This window comes from Nocardioides lijunqiniae (assembly GCF_015024225.1).
GTDB classification, from domain to species: Bacteria; Actinomycetota; Actinomycetes; order Propionibacteriales; family Nocardioidaceae; genus Nocardioides; species Nocardioides lijunqiniae.
This window is the reverse complement of sequence record NZ_JACJGM010000033.1, coordinates 22,504-41,453: the sequence shown is the minus strand read 5'-3', so window position 1 is coordinate 41,453 and position 18,950 is coordinate 22,504. Positions and strand designations below refer to the sequence as shown.

The window sequence follows — 18,950 nt, the reverse complement described above, 5'->3', positions numbered from 1 at the left end:
TGGCGTCTCGCGGGAGCCGGCGCGCCGTGGGCGCGGTGACCGCCGCGGCACCGGCCGCCGACCTGCCCGCCGCCTTCCGCACGGCGCGCGGCGCGCTGGCGCTGGCCGCCACCGGGGGACGGGACGGTGTCGTCGTGGACCTGTCCGACCTGGCGCTGGACACGCTGCTGCTCCAGCTCGACGACATCGAGGGGCTGCGGCGCTTCGCCGTGCGCGTCCTCGGGCCGGTTCTGGACTACGACCGGGAGCGGCACACCGAGCTCGTCGCGACGCTGCGGACGCTGCTCGACGCCGACCTCGACCGACGCGCCGCCGCCCGGGTCCTGCACCTGCACCCCAACACCGTGCTGCAACGCACCCGTCGGATCGAGGAGCTCACCGGCCTCCGGCTGACGCACCCCCGCGACCTGCTCGAGCTGACCTCGGCGCTGACGGTGGCGCGCCTGGCCGGGCTGTGAGGCTCAGCCCAGGGCCAGACCGCGCCAGGTGGTGAGGACCGCGGCGGCCATGGTGACCGCGGCGAAGCCCAGCAGGACCGTGACCGGGGCGAGGACCAGCAGGGCGAGCCCGGTGAGCAGCACCGGGACGGTCAGCCCGGCGTAGGCGGTGAGGAACAGCGCGGCGAGGACCTCACCGCGCACCTCCGCCGGTGCGAGCGCCGCGGCCCGGGCGACCGCCGACCGGAACACCAGGCCGACGCCGGCACCGGCCACGACTGCTCCGACGAGGAAGGCCGGGAGCGACGCCAGGGCTCCCCCGGCGGCGACGACCGCCAGGCCGGCGACGAGGCCGACGGTGCCGTCGCGCAGCTGGCGCTGCGGCGACCAGGCACCGGCCAGCACCTGGGCGAGCGCGGCCGAGGCGAACACGGAGAACGTCACCGTGCCGGCCAGCAGGTGGTCGCGGTGGCCGAGCACCGTGACCAGGAAGGTCGGGGCGAGCGCCGTGAACATCCCGAAGACCGCGAACGCCGCGCAGGCACTGGCTCCTGCGGCCCAGAAGGCCCCTCGCGACTCGGTCGGGACGGCGACCCGCTGCGGCCGGTAGGGCGCACGGGCCTCGGGCGGGACGACGGTCTCGGGCACCCGGCTGGTCGCCCAGGCGGCGGCGACGAGCAGCACCAGGAACACCGCGTACGGCGTGACGAGCGGCGCCGGCGCGTACTCGGCGATCAGTCCGCCCACCAGCGGCCCGAGAGCCAGGCCGCCGATGTTGGCGAGCCCGGCCACGGTGGCCGCGTGCCGCGGTCCGGCGCCGGGACGCGCCACCCCGCGCAGCTCGCCCAGGTGGGCGGTGGCCGACGCGGTCAGCGTCCCCACGCCGATCCCGCACAGCAGTCGCGCCACCAGCAGGGCGGGCAGCGAGGTCGAGGCGAGGAAGACGAGCGCCGAGACCACCTCCACCCCGATCGAGACCAGGATCAGCGGCCGCCGTCCGAGGGCGTCGCTGAGGTGCCCGGCGAGGAGCAGGCTGACCATCACCCCGACGGCGAAGGCCGCGAAGACGACCGTCACGACGACCGGCGCGAAGCCGGCCTCCTGCTGGTAGATCGCGTAGAGCGGCGTCGGCACGGTCGCGAACGCCATGACCGAGAGGAAGGCAAGGGCGACGACCCAGTAGCCGGTGGCGTGCCGGGCCCGGTGGCGGTGGTCGTCGTCGCGGTCGGAGACGAGGGTGGGCCGTGCTGCTGCGGTGGTGATGGACATGGCACCAGCGTGCGCCTGTCCGGTCGACGAGTCCAACGAAGAATCATGCAGATACTCATCGGCGAGAGCGCATAATGGCGAGCATGGAGCTCCGCACACTCGAGCAGTTCGTCGCCGTCGCGGAGGAGCTGAGCGTGACCCGCGCCGCGCTCCGCCTCTACGCCGCCCAGTCGACGGTCTCCGCCGGCCTGCGCAGCCTCGAGCGCGAGCTGGGGACGACGCTCTTCGTGCGGACCACGCGGAGCATGCGGCTGACCCCGGCGGGCGAGCGCGCCCTCCCGGAGGCGAGGGCGACCCTGGCGGCCGCGGCCCGGCTGCGCGACGCCACCTCCGAGGACGGCGAGGAGCTGCGCGGCCGGGTGCGGCTGGGCTCGTTCGCCGCGCTGGACGTGATCGACCTGCCGCGGCTGGTCGCGGACTTCCGAGGGGAGCACCCCCTCGTCGACCTCGCGCTGGTGGCGTCCGCGACGGGGTCCTCCGGCCTGCTCGACGACCTGCGCCACGGCCGCATCGACCTCGCGTTCTCGGGCCTGGCCGACGAGGACGACCCCGAGCTCGCCTCGGTCCCGCTGCTGTCGTTCCCCTTCGTCGCCCTGGTGGCGCCGACCCACCGGCTGGCCCGGCGCAGGCGGGTGCGGCTCGCCGACCTGGCCGACGAGCCGTGGGTGGACACCCTCGACGGCTACGGCAACCGCGTGCTGCTCGACCGGACGCTGCGCGAGCGCTCCCTGCGACGACGCCTGGTCGTCCAGCTCGGGGACCTGCCCTCGGTGCCGGGATTCGTGGCGGCAGGGGTGGGCGTGGCCGTCGTCCCGGACGCCGTGCCCACCGGCGAGTGCGTCAGGATCGCGGTCGCCGACGGGCCGGCGCCGTGGCAGGTGTCGCTGCACTGGCGACGGGACCAGCCGCTCGGAGCGGCGGCCCGCACCCTCGTCGACGTCCTGGTCGAGGCCGCGGGCGCCGCATCGTCGTCCGGCGGCTGAGCGCCGGGGCGCGCGGTCGGCGCGTCCCAGGTCCTTCCGATGTCATCGTCAGGTCGATCCCCGGTCTCGCCGGGACCGGGACGGGCGGACTGCCGGTGCGGACGCGAGGACCAGCAGCAGCCCGGCCACCCCGAGCGGCGGCAGTCGCTCGCCAGGAAGACGACCGCCAGGGCGGTGGCCGACACGACCTCGAGCAGGGACAGGACGCTCGCCGTCGTCTCCGGCCATGAACAGCAGCCAGCCCGCCCCGAGGCGTCACCGGTCACGACGACTCGCTCCGCCGGAGCGGCGTCAGCCGGGGCGACGGCGTCAGCCGGAGGTGACGAACCCGATGGCCAGGCAGTCCGGGGTGCCCTCGTCGGTGTCGATGACGCCGGTCACGACCGAGCCGTCGGCGGCGCCGTAGGCGAACTCGACGTGGTTGGTGTCGCCGTCCTCACCGGCCTGCAGGTCGAAGACCTCGCCGATCACGAAGCCCGAGCCCTCCTCGTCGGCCTGGAGGGGGTCGGCCGGGTTGGAGTCACGGCTGGCGTAGGTGCTGATGTACGCCGCGTTCTTGCTCGTCGTCGCGGTCAGGGTGAGCTCCCCGCCGGCGCACGACGCTCGCACGGTCAGGCCCCCCGCGGCCGCCAGGACGGTGGAGCCGGGGCCCGCAGGCTTCCGGTAGGACACCTTCGCGATCGACACCCCGTCGACGGCGTCCGCCTGGGAGGCTCGCTTGGCCTTGCCGACCGCGCCCAGCGTGGACTCCTTGACGTCGGCGCCGGTCACGGCGTCGTTCTTGATCTTCGCCGACGTCACGGCCCCCTTGGCCAGCTTGGGGGTCGTGACCGCGCCGCTCTTGAGCTGGGCGGTACCGATCTTGACGGCCGCGTAGCTGGTGCCGCCGAGGGAGACGGCGAGGGCCAGGGTGGCGGCGACGGCCGCGTAGCGACCGGCGGTGAGGGATGACATGGAGGCTCCTGGGGTTGGCGGTGTGCTTCAGCGTCGCCCCTCGGCCCCGCACCCACCATGGCCCAGACAGGTGGTCCCACCCTGACCCACCTGTCCGTCCCGCCTGGCCCACGTGCGCGTCCCGCTGGCCCGCTTGCGCGTTCCGCCCCGGCGCCACCGGAGGGCGACCGGCACCGGACGCGACAGGGCCGGCAGCACCCGAAGGTGCTGCCGGCCCCGTGCTCAGCTCAGGTCAGCGGACGACGCGCACCACCTTCCGGGTGGTGGACGCCTTGACCCGGGCGTTGCCGGCGTAGCTGACGACCAGCGTCTTGCGGCCGACCTTGCCCAGCTTGGCCAGGGTCAGCACGACCCGGCCGTTGGCGCCGACCGTGCCGCGACCCACGACCTTGCCGCCCGAGCGGACCACGACCTGCCCGGCGACGGGCGCCGAGGCCGTGACCCTCACGGTCAGCCGGGCCCGGGTGCTCCGGGTGATCCGCGCCGGGGCCACCTTGGTGACGGCGACCTTGGAGGCCACCTTCACCACCGGCGCCGCGGTGACCTGGACGGTCACCGGAGCCGAGGACCCACCGGAGGTGACGTCGTCACCGGAGTACGTCGCCACGACCGGGACGGACCCGGCCCTGGTGAACGGACCCACGGGGCCGCTGGCCCTGCCCTCGGCGTCGACCGGCAGGGTGCCGATCGTCTCGCCGCCGGCCTTGACCGTGACCGTGCCCGACGGTGCGAGCTCGAAGTCGTTGGTCGCGGTCACGGTGACCGTGGCCGTGGACTTCTGACCCTGCTTGACGCTCGTCGGGGCGAGCGACAGCTCGACGGTCGAGGTGCCGGCCTCCGGCGACCACGACGGGTCGGCGATCCACTTGCGGTAGCGACGGTCGGCCGCGTCGGTCGGGTCGTAGCCCGCCTCGACGTTCTCGGCCGGGTCGACGGCGTACCAGTAGATCGGGGTGCCCTTGGCGACGCTCAGGCGCTTGCCGCCCTCACGGTCGCCCTCGGACTCCCAGCGGATGCCGTTCTCCTTGGTGGGAGCGGTGCCGTCCAGCGTGTAGTAGATCTCCGCCGCCTCGTTCGAGGAGAAGGTGAAGTCGACCCGGTCGGGGTCGCTCGTCTCCGCGAACTCGATCTTGGTGGTCGGCGCCGTGACGTCGAGCTCCTCGTCGCGGGCGACCCGCAGCAGCTCGATCAGGCCGTTGGCGTACTCGAGCGACTCCTGGTGCGCACCCGGACCGGTCGGCGTCAGGGACTCGAACGGGGGCTGGAAGGTGCGGCCCACCTCGAAGTTCCAGCCGTACAGGCCGTACTTGTACCAGGCGAGGTCACCGGAGTTGCCCGCCGCGGAGTAGAGCACGTCGATGATCGGGCCCGTGCGGGCCGGGGTCACCGTCATCCCGCGCTGACGCTTGATGGCCGTGAGGATCCGGCTGGAGGCCTGCCAGAAGTAGGCCTCCTCGCCCACGCTCGGGCGCGGCGCCGTCTCGCGACCCGCGTCCTTGTACGCGCCCGGCGCCCACATGAAGTAGTCGCCCGACGAGTGCATGTTCATCGAGTAGCGCATGTTGGGCTTCGCCATCATCCAGTCGACGTTGCGGGCCTCGGGCTCGGAGAGCTCCTGCGGTCCGGCGTAGGTGTCGCTGGTGCAGTTGGTGGGCGACGCCCCCGAGTAGCCGTCGTGCGCGCTGTACTCGGTGTGGTTGCGGTTGAGGTCGACGCCCCAGCTGTTGCGACCGGCGGCGTCGTAGACCCCGCCCTTCGCGCAGTGCCGCGTCATGTTGCGACGCTGCGACGCGAAGTCGAAGAACGAGTAGTGGCCACCGTCGGGGTTGATCGACGGGGCGATCCAGATCTCGAGGTTGTCCACGAGCTCACGCGTCGGGGCGTGGGTCGAGTAGTTGCGCAGCAGTCGCTCCGCGGCCTCGAGGGTCACCAGCGGCGGCACCCACTCGCGAGCGTGCTCCTGGGCGTAGGCCAGGACGCCCGGCTTGGAGCCGTCGCGGGTCTTGCCGATCTTGATCGCGTAGACCGGGTGCGGGTCGCGGGAGACCCACGCCGGCGCGTTCAGGTTGTCGCTGAGCGCGACGACCGGGGTGGCGCGCACGACGCCGGTTCCGGTCTCGGTCCGGTACGGGTAGGCGTCGACCAGCGCGGCGGCGGTGGGGTTGGCCTTGATCGCGGCCACCACCTCGGCCACGGTGCTGACGATCGCACCCTCGGCGTTCGTGGCGGCGCTGACCGTGATGGCGTTGCCGGACACCGTGACCTCGAGCGGCGCGTTGGCGGGCTCGGGGTCGACGATCTGGGCGGTGATGTCGTTGCCACCCTCGTGTCCCCAGGCCAGGGACTCGATGCCGAGCCGGGAGGCGTTGGGGGTCGCGGTGACGGGGACCAGGCGGCCCGTGACGGTGGTGCCGCCGTTGCGGATCTTGGTGGCGTCCTGCAGCGAGATGCCGACGGTCGGCAGGGTGACGGCCGTCGCGCTGCCGGTGGGGGTGGCGGAGCCGCTCGGGGCGGTGGCGAGGCCGGCGGTGGCGTTGACCAGGGCGACGGCGACGGCGCCGGCGTTCTGGGCGTTCTGCACCTTGTCGGCCAGGCTGCACTCACCGCGGTCGATGACCGCGATGGCGCCGGCCGGGAGACCGGAGATCGCGCCGCAGCCCATGCTCGGCGTCGCCGCCGGCCAGGCCGGGTTGGCGGCCGCGTTCACGCGGCGCACGGCGACCGGGTTGGGCGTCGTGGTGTCGCTCGGGGCGAGGGTCGCCCAGGCGCCGGTGGTCGCCACGGCGTACGGCAGGTCGACGCTCTGACCGCCGATCGTCGCGCTGATCCGGTTGGTCGGCTCGAGGAGTGCCTGCGCCTTGCGGCGGTAGCCCGCCGAGGCGTTGGGCAGCTCGACGATCTCGGCGAGGGCCGGGTAGGTCGCCGCCAGCTGCTTGATCCGGGCGTAGAGCTCGGTCGGCACGAGGTACTTGTTGACGAAGTCCTCCTGGTAGCCGGCGCCCTTGAACGGGTCCTGCTCGGCACCGGTCGGCAGCCAGTCGTTGACCTTCGCGATGACGACGTCGCCGCTCGGGCTGGTGATCTGCACCCGGTCGGGGCGCGTGGACTCGCCGCGCACGTCGACGTTCACGTTGGCCGCGCCGAGGTGGTAGAGGTAGACGCCGGCGTCGACGAAGCGCGAGATGCTCTGCGTGCCGCCGGAGCCCATCGGGGTCCCGGGGCCGCTGTCGCGCTGGACGACGAGGGGCGTGTTGGACGTGGCGCCCTCGGCCCACTTGGCCTCGACCGAGAGCACCCCGGTGCCGAAGCTCGTGTAGTAGTCGGCGCGGATGATCCGCACGTCGGAGGCGTCCGCGGGGGTGGAGCCGGGGAGGGCGCGCAGGCCGGAGGACTTGCCGCGCTTGAGCCCGACGTTGGCCGCGCGCTCCACGGCGAGGGTGGCCTCACGGCCGGCGAGGGCCTTGGCGGAGTCCTCCGCGGAGTAGAGGATCTCGCCGACGTCGTAGCCGCCGGTCTTCAGCTGCTGGATCTCGCTGTCGGTGACGACCGCGCGGACCGACAGACCGTCGGGTCCCTGCTGGACGCCGTGGTCGAGGTCGACGCCGGTGGCGACCAGGCGGTCGAGCTCGGCGGTGTCGGCGAGGCGCACCTCGACGACCATCGCCTCCTCGTCGGGCTGCCGCTCGAGGACGACGTCGGAGTCCCCGGTGGCGGCGGTGACGCTCGCCGTCCCGGGGATCGCGAGGACGGCCAGCACGAGGGCGGCGGGCGCGACGAGTGCGAGCCCGCGCCTCCTCCAGCCGTGCCGTCGGTGGGGTAGAGACATACCTGCTCCTTCACGAGGGGACGCTCCGCGCGCGCCACATCGTGCGGCCGGACCCTGAGGGTCCGGTCGTGAACTGCGGGTGGCCAGCGAAGGTCCGGGGGGTGCAGAAAACCAACCAGTTCTGCTGACACGCGTCAACGGTTTCGGACACTTTGTCTGACAAATCGTCGAAACCAGGCCGATCCGCGCCGCTCGAAGCCCCTCGGCGGGCCTCGCCTAGACTCTCGGCCTGCACGCGCAGCACGTCGGCGAGCGACCGCCCCCACGCGATCCTCCCGGCCCAGATCCCCCCGGGCCCCTAGCTCAATTGGCAGAGCAGGAGACTTTTAATCTCTTGGTTGTGGGTTCGAGTCCCACGGGGCCTACCGGCGTGACGCCCCCCGGCGTCCCTTCCTCGTCGCCCTCCCCCGAGTAGCAGCCGAGCCGCAAGAGGAGTCGCAGCCGCTGCCTACCGGCCGGAGCGGTGCACGGTCGTGACGACCGTGTGCAGCGCCATGGCCACGAGCACCAGCAGGAGCACCTCGAGGGCTGACATGGCGGAACCGTTCCCCTCCCGACGCGCTTCCAAACCTGCCTGCCTGCTCGACGTCCGACCGATGCGCTTAAGTAGAGTGTGTCACTGGACTGAAGCATGTATGAGGAGGCGTCGTGCGGGACGACCTGGGTGGGGCTCCGGACCCCTCGGCCGACGAGGTGTGGCCGACCCTCCTCGGCGTGACCGGCTTCGCCGTCCTCACTCTGCTCGCGCTGACCGAGCACTTCGCCGAGGTGCCCGCCGCGGCTGTCGCCTTCGTCGCGGCGTGGCGCGTCTCGCGCTGGTGAGTGGCGGCGACGCTCCCCCACACTTCTGCCCGTAGGGTCGCTCCCAGCACAGGGAGCGGGAGGTGAGCGGGCATGGCGGCAGGCGACGCCGAGCATCGCTCCGACGAAGACGCCCAGCGGCTGGTCGCGGTCGAGCGGGCGATGCGCGAGACCAGCGAGCGCTACCGCTCGCTCTTCGAGTACCACCCCAACGCGGTGTTCTCGCTGGACCTGGAGGGTCGCTTCACCAGCGCGAACCCCTCCTCGCAGCTCCTGAGCGGCTACTCCGAGGCCGAGCTGCTGGGGATGCTGTTCACCGACCTGCTGCCGCCCGACGAGCTCGAGCCGACGCTCGCGGCCTTCCTGCGGCTGCTCGACCGCGAGCCCCAGCGCTTCGAGGTGCAGTTCCTGCACAAGGCCGGGCACCTCGTCGACCTCTCGGTCACCGGCCTGCCGATCATCGTCGAGGACGAGCTGGTCGGCGCCTATGGCATCGCGGAGGACGTCACCGCGCGCAACCGCATGCGCGCCGAGCTCGACGACGCGAGGCGAGCCGCCGAGGAGGCGAGCAACGCCAAGTCACTCTTCCTGGCCAACATGAGCCACGAGATCCGGACGCCGCTCACCAGCGTGCTTGCGGCCGCCGAGATGCTCAGCGACACCGACCTCGACGACCGGCAGCAGCGGCTCGCGGCGGTCATGGACCGCCAGGGGGCCCAGCTGCTGCGCCTCGTCGACGAGATCCTGGACTTCTCCCGCGTCGAGGCCGGCAAGGCCGACCTCGTCCGGGTGCCGTTCGCGCTGCGCGAGGTCCTCACGCAGGCCGTCGGCACGCAGGCGGCCGCCGCGGAGGGCAAGGGGCTGGCGCTGAGGCTCGAGGTCGACGAGCGGCTGGACGACGCCGCCACCGGCGACCCGGCCCGGCTGGCGCAGGTGCTCACCAACCTGGTCGGCAACGCGGTGAAGTTCACCGAGACGGGCTCGGTGCGCGTGCAGGCGGAGCCGGGGCCACCCGCGCCCGACGGCCCGACGGTCCTCGTCGCCGTCACCGACACCGGCATCGGCGTGACCCCGGAGCAGAAGGACCGGCTCTTCACCTCGTTCAGCCAGGCGGACCCCTCGATCACCCGCCGCTACGGCGGCACCGGGCTCGGGCTGGCGATCTGCAAGGAGCTCGTCACGCTCATGGGCGGCGAGATCGGCCTCGAGCTCCCCGCCGAGGGCGGCTGCCGGTTCTCCTTCCACGTGCCCCAGCACCTGCCGGCCTGAGGACGCGTACGGCGCCCGGCGTCAGCGCAGGTGCCACCAGTCGCGGGAGGCGGAGTCGCCGGCGGGCTCGGTCGCCGACCCCGGCCAGAAGTCCAGCAGGTCGCCCGGCCCGAGGCCGAGCGCGCGCTCGATGTCAGACGGCGTGGTCTCCTGCAGGTAGCGCGAGACCCCCAGCGTGAGCTCGCGCCAGTAGCCGCGCAGCGTCGACTCCGACAGGAACAGCGAGCGGCTCAGCTCGGCGTAGGTGAGCCCGCGCGCCCGGCCGGCGAGCACCTGACGCTGCCGCTCCCCCAGGATCGTGATGCAGTTGCGGCGCACCAGCAGCTCCATCAGGCTGATGATCGCCTGCGGCACGACGATCTGGCCGGCCATCGCGTCCAGGAACATGCTCTGCGCCGACTCGACCGGCTCGGACTTCGAGACGATGCCGGTGGCCCCGGCCGCCAGGCACGCCGCGAGCACGAACCGTCGCTCCTCCTGGCTGTAGACGCAGGCGCGGTAGCCCGCCGCGACCACGGCGCGCACGGCGGCGACGCCCTGGCGGGCGGAGGGCTGCGTGGAGTTGACGAGGTGCAGGTCGAGGATCACCAGGTCGGCGTGCGGCCGCTCGGCGATCAGCGCCTCGACGCGCGGGTAGGAGCCGACGATGTCGAACGCCGGCATCAGCGCCGGTATCGACTGCCGGATCACCGTCGCGTCGTCGACCACCACCGCGGTCGGTCGCTCGCTCATCGCGTTCCCTCCACATCGATGCCGGGGAAGCCGGCGACGGCTCCCGCCATGGTCACGGTCGTGCCGCCTGCGGCCGTGGACTCGATCCGGACGTCGACCCCGTGCCGGCCGAGCTCGCCGCGGACCACCTCGCGCAGCCCCACGCCCAGCTCGACGCCGGCGGGGTCGAACCCGTGGCCGTCGTCGTGGACCGTGAGCACCCAGCCGGTCGGCGGGAAGTCGTCGCCGGCGTCCAGGTGCACCACCACGAGCCGGGCCCCGGAGTGCATGCGCACGTTGAGCAGGAGGCTGGTGAGCGCGTTCTCGACGGCCTCGGCGACGGCCGGCTCGACCCGCACGCCCTGGCCCAGGTCGAGGGCGACCTCGATCACGAGGTCGTCGAACTCGCGGCACTTGCGGCTCACCACGTCGGCGAGCGGCCGGGGACCCGAGGTGTCCTCGTCGGGGTCCAGGTGCGACCGCGGCACCCCGCGCAGGTAGGCGCGCATGCGGGTCGCCTCGTACTGAGCCTGCTCCAGCAGCCGGTCGCGCGTGACGTCGTCGAGGCTGGGGTCGCCCAGCAGGTGCATGACCGCGGCACCGTTGTGGATCGCGACCTGGGCGCGCTGCTCCTCCCGGAGACGGGCCAGCTCCGAGGCCTGGGCGCGGGCCTCGTCGGCGTCGTCCGCGACCCGCCGGAGGTACTGCACGCTGCCCCGGCCGACGACCCCGAGCACGATCACGGTGAACAGGTTGCCCACGATCGTGGAGGCGCTCGCGGTCTCGGACGCCGAGGCGAGGTAGAAGACCTCCGCGGCCACGATGGCGCTGAGACCGGCCAGCCACACGCCGCCGTGGCGCATCGCGATCATCGACAGCACGACCGACAGCGCGTAGCCCGGCTGGAAGCCCTCCCAGGAGCCGATCCGGTCCTCCACGGCCACGGTCCACGGCCCGAGCAGCACGATCACGACGGCGAGCGCGATGTCGACGGCCTGCGCGCGGTCGGACAGCGCGTGGCCGCGGCGGTAGGACGTCACGCTGACGGTGATGGACGCGGCGGCCGCGGCGGCCCAGCAGGCGACGTACCAGGCGGGGGCCGGGGAGCTGGACACCCCGCCGGGCAGCGAGGGCAGCGCCTGGACCAGCGTCCCGATCCGGGCGCCGATGACGAGCACCACGATGGCGCTCTCCGCGCCGGCGACCGTCGTGGGCGGCCCGCCGCCCCGCACCCAGGACCACGTGCGCGGGCCGGGGACGGCGTCCGCGGTCTCCTCGCGCAGGTCTGGTCGTCGGCTCACGAGGTCACATCCTGCCGGACCGTCGAGGCGTGTGGGAGCGCGGATTCCGCGGTTTCGTTGGTGTCCCGGTCACCCCGGCCACGACAGGCTGGGCGCGCCGGTCATCGGGGCCGCGCATCCCAAGGAGGACCCATGAAGATCCGACTGTCCGCAGCCGCAGCGCTCACCGTGATGAGCCTGGGAGTCCTCACCGCGTGTGGGGGCGACGACGAGCCCGCCGACGAGCCCTCGAGCTCGGCCAGCGAGAGCGAGAGCAGCTCCGACGACGCCACCCCCAGCCCGAGCGAGCCGGAGACCGAGCCGGAGACTGAGCCCGAGGCTGGCGCCGCGGACGGCGACAAGCCCGAGCGCGACGTCGTCATCTCGGGCTACGAGAAGATCATCACGGCTCAGACGACGGTCGAGCTGCCGGCCGACATCGTCAAGCAGACGGCCACCTGCTTCGTCGACGAGATCTACGACGACGCCTCGGCCCAGACGCTGCAGGCGATCGCCGACGAGAAGCCCGAGGGCATCGACCCGTCGGACGCCAGCCTCTTCACCGAGGCCACCACCGCCTGCACCGCGGCCGGCTAGTCCGGCTCGCACTCGGCAGCCGGGGCGGGACGCGCCGCTAGTCGCCGTCCGCGGGGACGAGCGTCAGCGTGTCCGCCCCGGCGTCGAGGACGGCCTCGCGGGAGAAGACCCACGGCAGCGAGCCGCCGGCGGCCCACACGTCGGTCTGGTCGGTGTGGTGCGCGCTGAACGGGTGTCCTGAGACCCCGGTGAGGTTGACCCAGCGTGACTCGTCGAGGTCGCCGAGCGACACGACCATCCGCATCGACGGCGCGGTGACCACCCCGTAGCCCTCGCGCGCGTCCCAGCCCGTGGCGTCCACGGTGGCCGAGCCGCCGCCGACCTCCCAGCCGCCGCGGTTGACCATCCGCTCGACGGGGCCGATCCCGGACTCCCCGAGGGTGTTGGAGCGCAGGTCGAGCCGGTGCAGGTCGCCCCAGCGCCACTCGCCGGCGTCCGGGGAGAGCCGCGACGTCAGCTCGTCGCGGGCGGCGAGCTGGGCGGCGGCGAGCACGTCGTCGCGGGTCTCGACGACGTCGTCGGTGGCGACGTCGTCCCACCACGGGGACCGCGGCCTCTCCAGGAGCTGCTCCACCACGCCCATCCAGCGGCTCCCCCCGTCGGGGCGCTGGTCGCCGGTCAGCTCGTCGTGGAAGGTGAGCTCCAGCAGGTTGCGCCAGACCACGTTGAAGTACGCCGCCGCGCCGCTGTCGGCCTGCTGACGGAAGTCCCAGCCGCGCAGGAGGCGCTGGCCGTCGTCGGCGTACCCGCGCCGCAGCCGCACGTCCAGCAGGTACGGCGTGAGCACCGGCGCGAGCGGGTGGCGGTCGTCCAGCTGGAGGGAGCCCATGTCGGCGACCGACAGCTCGCCGCCGTCGAGCAGCTCCCGGCGGATCCGCTCGGAACGGTAGCCGCGGTCCCAGTCGCCGGTGAGGAAGTAGGGGTAGTCGTCCTCGCCGATGACCGCCTGGTTGGCCGTGACCAGGAAGCCCTCGTCGGGGTCGAGCACGCGCGGCAGCCCGTCGTAGGGGACGAACTCCCCGGTCCAGTCGTTCTCGGGGCGCCAGCCGGCCGAGGGCACCGTGCCGTCGTTGCCCGACCGGCGGATCGGCACGAGACCCGGCGCCTGGTAGCCGATGTGCCCGGCGCGATCGGCGTAGACGAGGTTCTGCGCGGGCACGGCGAAGTCGGCGGCGGCGTCGCGGAAGGAGTCCCAGTCGGTCGCCGCGTTGAGCCCGAGGATCGCGTCGGCGGTGGTGCCCGGCTGCAGCGCGGTCCACGACAGCGCGACGGCGTACTCGTCGCGCTCGGGGCCGCTCCTGCGGCTGCCGGCCGCGCCCGCGACCCGGGCGACGGCCTCGTCCACGTCGGAGACGAGCGGACCGTGGTCGGTCTCGCGCACGGTGAGCTCCACGTCGTCGCCGCCGGCCACCTCGACCGTCTCGGTGCGCACCCTGAGCGGACGCCGGCGCCCGTCGTAGCGCCAGGTGTCGCCGCGCACGCGCTCCACGAAGAGATCGGTGACGTCGGGGCCGAGGTTGGTGAAGCCCCAGGCGATGTCGGCGTTGTGGCCGATGATCACGCCCGGCACCCCGGAGAACGTGAATCCGGCGACGTCCAGCGGGCACTCCGGACCGACGCGGCGGCAGTGCAGGCCCATCTGCATCCACACGCCGGGGATGCCGACGCCCAGGTGCGGGTCGTTGGCCAGCAGCGGCTCGCCGGTGGCGGAGTGCTCGCCGTCGACGACCCAGGAGTTGCTGCCCAGGCCCTCGCCCCTGCCCAGCCACGACGGCATCCGCGCCAGCCCCTCGCCCAGGGCCGCGAGCGGCGCGCGCTGCGCGGCGGTGAACGGCGCGCGCTGCGGGTTGCGGGTGCCGCCGGTGGTCGCGTCCTGCTCGAAGACGCCGTCCACGACCGCCCCCTGCTGCACGATCGGCGCGTGCTCGGCGTAGGGGTAGGCCGGGTAGAGCTCGGCCGCGCGCCGCGCGCCGACCGCGTCGGCGGTCAGGACCCGGTCGATCTCCTCGGCCATGTTGCCGCGCAGGTCCCACGCCATCGCCTTGAGCCAGGCCAGGGAGTCGACCGCGGTCCAGTCCTCGGGGTGGTAGTCGAGGCCGCCGGCGTTCAGGACGGTGTACTCGAGGGCGGTCTCGGTCGGCGAGCTCTCGGCCAGGAAGGCGTTGACGCCGGCGGCGTAGGCCTCCAGCGCGGTGCGGGTCGACGGCTCGACCAGGGCCAGCTCGCGCTCCGCGACGCGTCGCCACCCCATCGTGCGGACGTAGAGGTCGGTCTCGAGCGCGTCCTCGCCGAACATCTCCGCGAGCCGTCCGGCCGTCGCGTGCCGCCGGACGTCCATCTCGAAGAACCGCTCCTGGGCGTGCACGTAGCCCTGGCCGCGCATCAGGTCGTCGAGGGTGTCGGCGTAGAGCTGCGGGATGCCGTGCTCGTCGCGGACCACCTCCACCTCGCCGGTCAGGCCGGGCAGGACCAGCTCGCCCGTGGTCTGCGGCAGCGGCCTCCGGGCCAGCACCACGAACGTCGCCAGCCCGGCGACGAGCGTCAGGACGACCAGCACGGCGACGTACGTCGTGACGCGCAGCCCGCGCGGCAGCCCCCGGAAGCCCGGCCTGCGGTCACGCGGTGCTGCGGTGTCCTCGGCCATGGCGCGACTCATTGTGCCGTGCCGTAGAATTGGCAGTCGCCAGGGCGGAGTGCCAGATCCGTGCCACCGAGGAGTAACAGTGCCGACCTACCAGTACGCCTGCACCGAGTGCGACCACTCGTTCGAGCAGTTCCAGAGCTTCTCCGACGACACGCTCACCGAGTGCCCGGAGTGCCACGGCCGCCTGCGCAAGCTCTTCAACGCGGTGGGCGTGGTCTTCAAGGGCTCCGGCTTCTACCGCAACGACAGCCGCTCGGCGACCACCTCGTCCGACGCCCCCGCGGCGAAGTCCGAGACCAAGCCGGAGACCAAGTCCGAGTCGAAGTCCGACTCCTCCTCCAGCACGCCCAAGAGCGACAGCAAGCCGGCAGCGGCCACCACCGCCTGAGGCTCCTTGGAGGTCGGGCGGGCGCTCCGGGGCCGGCCCTGTGGAGAGCCGGCGCACCGACGTCCCGGCTCGCCTAGCGTCGTGGGATGCACTCCCCCGCACCTGCTGACGGCGCGCGGTCGCGTCTCGCGCGGGCCCACCGTCGCGTACGCCGTGCGGTGCTGCGCCGCCGTCGGCTGCTCGCCGCGGTGCTGACGGCGGTCGCCCTCGCGGCCGGGCTGCACTCCGTCGCCGCTCCCCCGCCGGCGCGCGTGGAGGTCGTCGTCGCCGCCCGCGACCTGCCCGCAGGCACCGTCCTGTCCCCGGGCGACCTGGTCGAGGCGTCCTTCGCGCCCGGCTCGGTGCCCGACGACCTGGCCGAGGGCGCCGTGGGTCGCACCCTGGCCTCGCCGCTGCGACGCGGGGAGGCCGTCACCTCGGTGCGGCTGGTCGGGCCGGCGCTCGCCGACGGCCACCCCGGCCGGGTCGCGACGCCCGTGCGGCTCCCCGACCCGGGGATGGCGGCCCTGCTCACCGTCGGCGACCGGATCGACCTGGTCGCGGCCGACCCCCAGGGCGGGGACGCCGAGGTGGTGGCGCACGACGTACCCGTACTGGCGCTGCCCGCCGACGACGGCGCGGCCTCCGCGACGGGGCTGCCCGGACGCCTCGTGGTCGTGGGCGCCTCGGCCGGCGAGGTCGCGGTGGTCACGGCGGCGGCGGTGCGCGCGGTCGTGACATTCACCTGGGCCGAACGCTAGTTTCGAGGTCCCGGTGGGCGCGTCCCACCATCTCGGCAGCGAGGAGCAGCCATGACCGGCTTCAAGAACTTCATCCTGCGCGGCAACCTGATCGACCTGGCCGTCGCGTTCATCATCGGCAGCGCCTTCGCCGCGGTCGTCACGGCGTTCACCGAGATGCTGCTCTCCGCGATCGCCAAGGTCCTGGGCGGCAACGAGCCGGACTTCAACAACTTCGCGCCGGGCGACATCGCGGTCGGCTCGTTCCTGACCGCGCTCGTCGCGTTCCTGATCCTCGCCGCGGTCGTCTACTTCTTCGTCGTGACGCCGTACGTCGCCGCCAAGGAGCGCTTCTTCCCCAGCCCCGAGCCCGGCACCCCCGAGGACGTCAAGCTCCTCCAGGAGATCCGCGACCTGCTCGCCACGCGGCCGCAGGTCTGATCGGCAGGGTTATCAGCAGATGCTGAAATCCCTGACGTTCTGGGGCGAAATAACGGCCCAGAACGTCAGGGAAAAGCCCAGAACCCCCGGGGAATGCTGGTCCTAGCCGCCGTGGTGCGGCGGGACCTGGGCGCGGAGCCAGGCGTCGTTGTCGTCGCGGCCGGCGGGGTCGCGCTCGTCGCTGGTGGTGTCAGGGAGGGCGTCGCCGAAGACCGCCTCGAGACGCCGCCGGCGCTCCCAGTCGGACTCCTCCGGCTGCGTGGTCCCAGTCGGCCCCGTCGGCCCCGTCGGATCCGTCGGCTCGCTCACGCGCAGAGCCCCGCGGCCTCGCGGGCGGCGGCCTGGTCCTCGTCGACGTCCGGGGACGGTGAGCCGCCCGGGCTGGTGGTCGGCGAGCCGCTGGGCGGACCGTCGGGCGAGCCGCTGGGCGTCGCACCCGGGAGGTTGCCGGCGTCGATGGAGCCCTCACTGAGGCGCTTGCTCAGCGGCTCGTCGGCGCGCACCTTGCGCCAGACGTTCTTGGCGTCGGGCAGCCACACGACGCGGCCCTCGAAGCCCTCGCGGGTGTCGTAGGCCCACGGGACGGTCACGAACTTGATGTTGTCGAGGCCGATGCCCTTGAAGCCCAGCCCGAGCTTGCCCATGTCGACGACGCTCTTGAGGCCCGGGTCGACGATGAGCGACTTGGTGGCAGCGTTGAGGAAGCGGATCACGCGGTCGGGACGGGCGAGGGTGCCGCCCGACACGACCTTGTTGGCCATGGCCGCGACGAAGACCTGCTGGCGCTGGATGCGGCCGATGTCGGAGCCGTCGCCGAGCGTGTAGCGCGCTCGGACGTAGTTGAGCGCCTCCTTGCCCCGGATCTGGCGGGTGCCGGCCGGGATGCTGATCCCGTGGGCGGGGTCCTCGATGTCCTCGGGGATGCAGACCTCGACCCCGTCGATCGCGTCGACCATGTCGCGGAAGCCCGCGAAGTCCACGACGACGAAGTGGTCGATGCGGACGTCCGTGAGCTGCTCGAACTGCTGGATGGTGCACGCCGGGCCGCCCAGCGCGAAGGCGGTGTTCCACATCTGGTTCTCGCCGCCGGGGATGGTCTTGCCGTCCTCGTCCTTGCACTCCGGACGGGTCACCAGCGAGTCGCGCGGGATGCTCACGCCGTACGCGTGCTTCCGGTCCGCCGAGAGGTGCATCAGGATCGTGGTGTCGGACCGGGCGCCGTCGCCGGTGAGCCCGTCGATGTTGTTGCCGGCCCCGTCGCGGGCGTCGGAGCCCATCACCAGGATGTTCAGCGGCTCCTTGGGACCCGAGTCGGTGTCGACCTTGTCGGGGCGGTTGGAGAGCTGGGCGCGGGGGTCCAGGACGGTGACGTTGCCCTCGAGGTGGCGGGTCAGGAAGACCACTGAGAGCCCGGTCACCATGGCCAGCACGACGGCGGTGGTGAGCAGGACGCGCGCGACGACGTGCCGCTTGCGGGTCCGGCCCCGACGCCGGCCCTTGCGCGGGGTCGACGGCTCCGACTCAGCAGCCTGCTGCTCGTCGGACATCTGCACCTCTGCTCGCGGGGGTCACCTTCGCAGTGGCGAAGGTACGTGCTAACGCCAAATTGTCTCCGTGACCGACGAGTAGGCCAAACCCTCGCCGTGGACGGACGCACAACCTCGACCCTCCAGCACGCGTCCCACCGGCATGGGAACCAGACGTACGCGCACCGACGCCCTCCGCTGGGTCTGCCTCGTGCTGGCCGCAGCGTCGCTGAGCGCCTGCAGTGCCGCCGGGGACTCGCCGGGGCCGGCTCACGCCAGGGACGGCTCGCGGGTCACGGCGCCCGCTGCTGACCCACCCGCGCCACCGGGACCGCCCGCAACGGACGACGACGACGACGACGACGACGACGCGGCGAGCATCAGGCGCCTGGCGACCGCGGCGCGCGAGCTCGACCGCGACGAGCTGATGGCGATGCCCCTGTCGGAGCAGGCACGGCTGCTGTCGGCGTGCGCTCCGCTGAGCTGGGGCGACCTCTACTGCCTCGGGTTCGGCTTCGTCACGGAGCGCCCCGACCACCGCGCGGCGCTCCGGCCGCCGCGCTACGAGTCGACCGGCGACCTGTCCTTCCGGGACTGGGTGGCCAGACGCGCCGCCCTGCCACGTCGGGAGCGACTGGTCGAGCAGCGGGAGGAGGCAGTGAACGCGAGCCTCGGCGTGGACAAGGCCCGGTCCTTGTCGCGCATGGTCGAGGGGCCGGAGCGCGAGTGGCCGGACGAGCTGTGAGCCGGGCCGTCTCCCCTGGACGCAGGGCGACGTGCACGCTCCGCCAGCGCGCGCGGGCCCTCTGCTGCGGGGTCTGGTTCCCCGCCGCCGGCCGGTCCTGACAAGATGAGCGCCGTCAGCGTCACCTCCACGTGGGGGATGCGCTCGGCCCGCCCCAGTAGCTCAGTGGATAGAGCAGCCGCCTCCTAAGCGAAAGGTCGCAGGTTCGACTCCTGCCTGGGGCACCATCCTCGTCCCGCGCCTGGGTAAAGGTTGTGCCGAACGCCACACCGGCCGCTGGCGCGACCATTACCGTCGGCCCACCCGGCCCTGCGCCGGGTGAGTGCGGAAGGCTGGGGGGTCTTCCCACTCACCGAGTGG

Annotated in this window: 17 protein-coding genes and 2 tRNA genes; 11 read left to right on the top strand and 8 right to left on the bottom strand. The window is 73.2% G+C overall.

Going from position 1 to position 18,950, the window contains the following annotated elements:
- A partial coding sequence (locus IRQ30_RS18195; protein ID WP_193614379.1) for a PucR family transcriptional regulator occupies positions 1 to 458 on the top strand: 458 nt, incomplete at its 5' end.
- A gap of 3 nt (positions 459 to 461) precedes the next feature.
- Here the strand turns inward: IRQ30_RS18195 and IRQ30_RS18190 are convergent.
- On the bottom strand, positions 462 to 1,706 hold the full coding sequence (locus tag IRQ30_RS18190) for an MFS transporter (RefSeq protein ID WP_193614378.1): 1,245 nt from the start codon (positions 1,704 to 1,706) through the stop codon (positions 462 to 464).
- A gap of 83 nt (positions 1,707 to 1,789) precedes the next feature.
- Here IRQ30_RS18190 and IRQ30_RS18185 point away from each other — a divergent pair, with 83 nt between their 5' ends.
- On the top strand, positions 1,790 to 2,689 hold the full coding sequence (locus IRQ30_RS18185) for a LysR family transcriptional regulator (protein ID WP_193614377.1): 900 nt from the start codon (positions 1,790 to 1,792) through the stop codon (positions 2,687 to 2,689).
- Between the two features lie 309 nt (positions 2,690 to 2,998).
- Here IRQ30_RS18185 and IRQ30_RS18180 read toward each other — a convergent pair whose 3' ends face one another.
- A complete protein-coding gene (locus IRQ30_RS18180) occupies positions 2,999 to 3,643 on the bottom strand; it encodes a hypothetical protein (RefSeq protein WP_193614385.1) in 645 nt (214 codons plus the stop codon).
- Between the two features lie 232 nt (positions 3,644 to 3,875).
- Positions 3,876 to 7,469 (bottom strand): M14 family zinc carboxypeptidase, encoded by a 3,594-nt coding sequence (locus tag IRQ30_RS18175; protein ID WP_193614376.1) that lies wholly within the window; start codon positions 7,467 to 7,469, stop codon positions 3,876 to 3,878.
- Between the two features lie 292 nt (positions 7,470 to 7,761).
- Between IRQ30_RS18175 and IRQ30_RS18170 the strand changes: the two genes are divergently transcribed.
- The 3 genes from IRQ30_RS18170 (at position 7,762) to IRQ30_RS18160 (ending at position 9,539) form a co-directional block, all read left to right on the top strand.
- Positions 7,762 to 7,834: transfer RNA gene (locus tag IRQ30_RS18170), tRNA-Lys, on the top strand.
- Positions 7,835 to 8,117: 283 nt separating this feature from the next.
- Positions 8,118 to 8,291 (top strand): hypothetical protein, encoded by a 174-nt coding sequence (locus IRQ30_RS18165; RefSeq protein ID WP_193614375.1) that lies wholly within the window; start codon positions 8,118 to 8,120, stop codon positions 8,289 to 8,291.
- 72 nt (positions 8,292 to 8,363) lie between these two features.
- Positions 8,364 to 9,539: a PAS domain-containing sensor histidine kinase gene (locus IRQ30_RS18160; protein WP_193614374.1), complete on the top strand. Its 1,176-nt coding sequence runs from the start codon at positions 8,364 to 8,366 to the stop codon at positions 9,537 to 9,539.
- Positions 9,540 to 9,560: 21 nt separating this feature from the next.
- On the opposite strand, the gene IRQ30_RS18155 is transcribed toward IRQ30_RS18160, so the two are convergent.
- Positions 9,561 to 10,271, bottom strand: coding sequence for a response regulator transcription factor (locus IRQ30_RS18155; protein WP_193608693.1), 711 nt, complete (start codon positions 10,269 to 10,271; stop codon positions 9,561 to 9,563).
- Positions 10,268 to 11,551, bottom strand: coding sequence for a sensor histidine kinase (locus IRQ30_RS18150; protein ID WP_193614373.1), 1,284 nt, complete (start codon positions 11,549 to 11,551; stop codon positions 10,268 to 10,270). Before IRQ30_RS18150 ends, IRQ30_RS18155 begins: the two co-directional genes overlap by 4 nt.
- A gap of 132 nt (positions 11,552 to 11,683) precedes the next feature.
- Here IRQ30_RS18150 and IRQ30_RS18145 point away from each other — a divergent pair, with 132 nt between their 5' ends.
- Positions 11,684 to 12,127 (top strand): hypothetical protein, encoded by a 444-nt coding sequence (locus tag IRQ30_RS18145; protein WP_193614372.1) that lies wholly within the window; start codon positions 11,684 to 11,686, stop codon positions 12,125 to 12,127.
- A gap of 37 nt (positions 12,128 to 12,164) precedes the next feature.
- On the opposite strand, the gene IRQ30_RS18140 is transcribed toward IRQ30_RS18145, so the two are convergent.
- Entirely contained in the window at positions 12,165 to 14,771 is a 2,607-nt protein-coding gene (locus IRQ30_RS18140; protein ID WP_193614371.1) for a penicillin acylase family protein, read from the bottom strand.
- 79 nt (positions 14,772 to 14,850) lie between these two features.
- Here IRQ30_RS18140 and IRQ30_RS18135 point away from each other — a divergent pair, with 79 nt between their 5' ends.
- From IRQ30_RS18135 to IRQ30_RS18125, 3 genes are all read left to right on the top strand, one after another.
- On the top strand, positions 14,851 to 15,159 hold the full coding sequence (locus tag IRQ30_RS18135; protein ID WP_193614370.1) for an FmdB family zinc ribbon protein: 309 nt from the start codon (positions 14,851 to 14,853) through the stop codon (positions 15,157 to 15,159).
- 86 nt (positions 15,160 to 15,245) lie between these two features.
- Positions 15,246 to 15,899 carry an SAF domain-containing protein gene (locus tag IRQ30_RS18130; RefSeq protein ID WP_193614369.1) on the top strand — a complete coding sequence of 218 codons (654 nt, stop codon included), beginning with the start codon at positions 15,246 to 15,248 and terminating at the stop codon, positions 15,897 to 15,899.
- Positions 15,900 to 15,950: 51 nt separating this feature from the next.
- On the top strand, positions 15,951 to 16,319 hold the full coding sequence (locus IRQ30_RS18125; protein ID WP_193614368.1) for an MscL family protein: 369 nt from the start codon (positions 15,951 to 15,953) through the stop codon (positions 16,317 to 16,319).
- Between the two features lie 102 nt (positions 16,320 to 16,421).
- On the opposite strand, the gene IRQ30_RS18120 is transcribed toward IRQ30_RS18125, so the two are convergent.
- Positions 16,422 to 16,628 carry a hypothetical protein gene (locus IRQ30_RS18120; protein ID WP_193614367.1) on the bottom strand — a complete coding sequence of 69 codons (207 nt, stop codon included), beginning with the start codon at positions 16,626 to 16,628 and terminating at the stop codon, positions 16,422 to 16,424.
- Positions 16,625 to 17,866, bottom strand: coding sequence for an LCP family protein (locus IRQ30_RS18115; RefSeq protein WP_193614366.1), 1,242 nt, complete (start codon positions 17,864 to 17,866; stop codon positions 16,625 to 16,627). The genes IRQ30_RS18120 and IRQ30_RS18115 overlap by 4 nt, the downstream gene beginning before the upstream one ends.
- Positions 17,867 to 18,008: 142 nt before the next feature.
- Between IRQ30_RS18115 and IRQ30_RS18110 the strand changes: the two genes are divergently transcribed.
- Together IRQ30_RS18110 and IRQ30_RS18105 are read left to right on the top strand one after the other, a co-directional pair.
- Positions 18,009 to 18,590 (top strand): hypothetical protein, encoded by a 582-nt coding sequence (locus IRQ30_RS18110; protein WP_193614365.1) that lies wholly within the window; start codon positions 18,009 to 18,011, stop codon positions 18,588 to 18,590.
- Positions 18,591 to 18,741: 151 nt separating this feature from the next.
- Positions 18,742 to 18,817, top strand: a tRNA-Arg gene (locus tag IRQ30_RS18105).
- Positions 18,818 to 18,950 lie beyond the last annotated feature (133 nt).

What these genes read in the sequence shown, in the direction of transcription:
- IRQ30_RS18115 (WP_193614366.1), bottom strand. Translation starts at nt 17,866, where the DNA reads ATGTCCGACGAGCAGCAGGCTGCTGAGTCGGAGCCGTCGACCCCGCGC.
- IRQ30_RS18140 (WP_193614371.1), bottom strand. Translation starts at nt 14,771, where the DNA reads ATGGCCGAGGACACCGCAGCACCGCGTGACCGCAGGCCGGGCTTCCGG.
- IRQ30_RS18160 (WP_193614374.1), top strand. Translation starts at nt 8,364, where the DNA reads ATGGCGGCAGGCGACGCCGAGCATCGCTCCGACGAAGACGCCCAGCGG.
- IRQ30_RS18190 (WP_193614378.1), bottom strand. Translation starts at nt 1,706, where the DNA reads ATGTCCATCACCACCGCAGCAGCACGGCCCACCCTCGTCTCCGACCGC.
- IRQ30_RS18110 (WP_193614365.1), top strand. Translation starts at nt 18,009, where the DNA reads ATGGGAACCAGACGTACGCGCACCGACGCCCTCCGCTGGGTCTGCCTC.
- IRQ30_RS18175 (WP_193614376.1), bottom strand. Translation starts at nt 7,469, where the DNA reads ATGTCTCTACCCCACCGACGGCACGGCTGGAGGAGGCGCGGGCTCGCA.
- IRQ30_RS18130 (WP_193614369.1), top strand. Translation starts at nt 15,246, where the DNA reads ATGCACTCCCCCGCACCTGCTGACGGCGCGCGGTCGCGTCTCGCGCGG.
- IRQ30_RS18185 (WP_193614377.1), top strand. Translation starts at nt 1,790, where the DNA reads ATGGAGCTCCGCACACTCGAGCAGTTCGTCGCCGTCGCGGAGGAGCTG.
- IRQ30_RS18125 (WP_193614368.1), top strand. Translation starts at nt 15,951, where the DNA reads ATGACCGGCTTCAAGAACTTCATCCTGCGCGGCAACCTGATCGACCTG.
- IRQ30_RS18155 (WP_193608693.1), bottom strand. Translation starts at nt 10,271, where the DNA reads ATGAGCGAGCGACCGACCGCGGTGGTGGTCGACGACGCGACGGTGATC.
- IRQ30_RS18180 (WP_193614385.1), bottom strand. Translation starts at nt 3,643, where the DNA reads ATGTCATCCCTCACCGCCGGTCGCTACGCGGCCGTCGCCGCCACCCTG.
- IRQ30_RS18145 (WP_193614372.1), top strand. Translation starts at nt 11,684, where the DNA reads ATGAAGATCCGACTGTCCGCAGCCGCAGCGCTCACCGTGATGAGCCTG.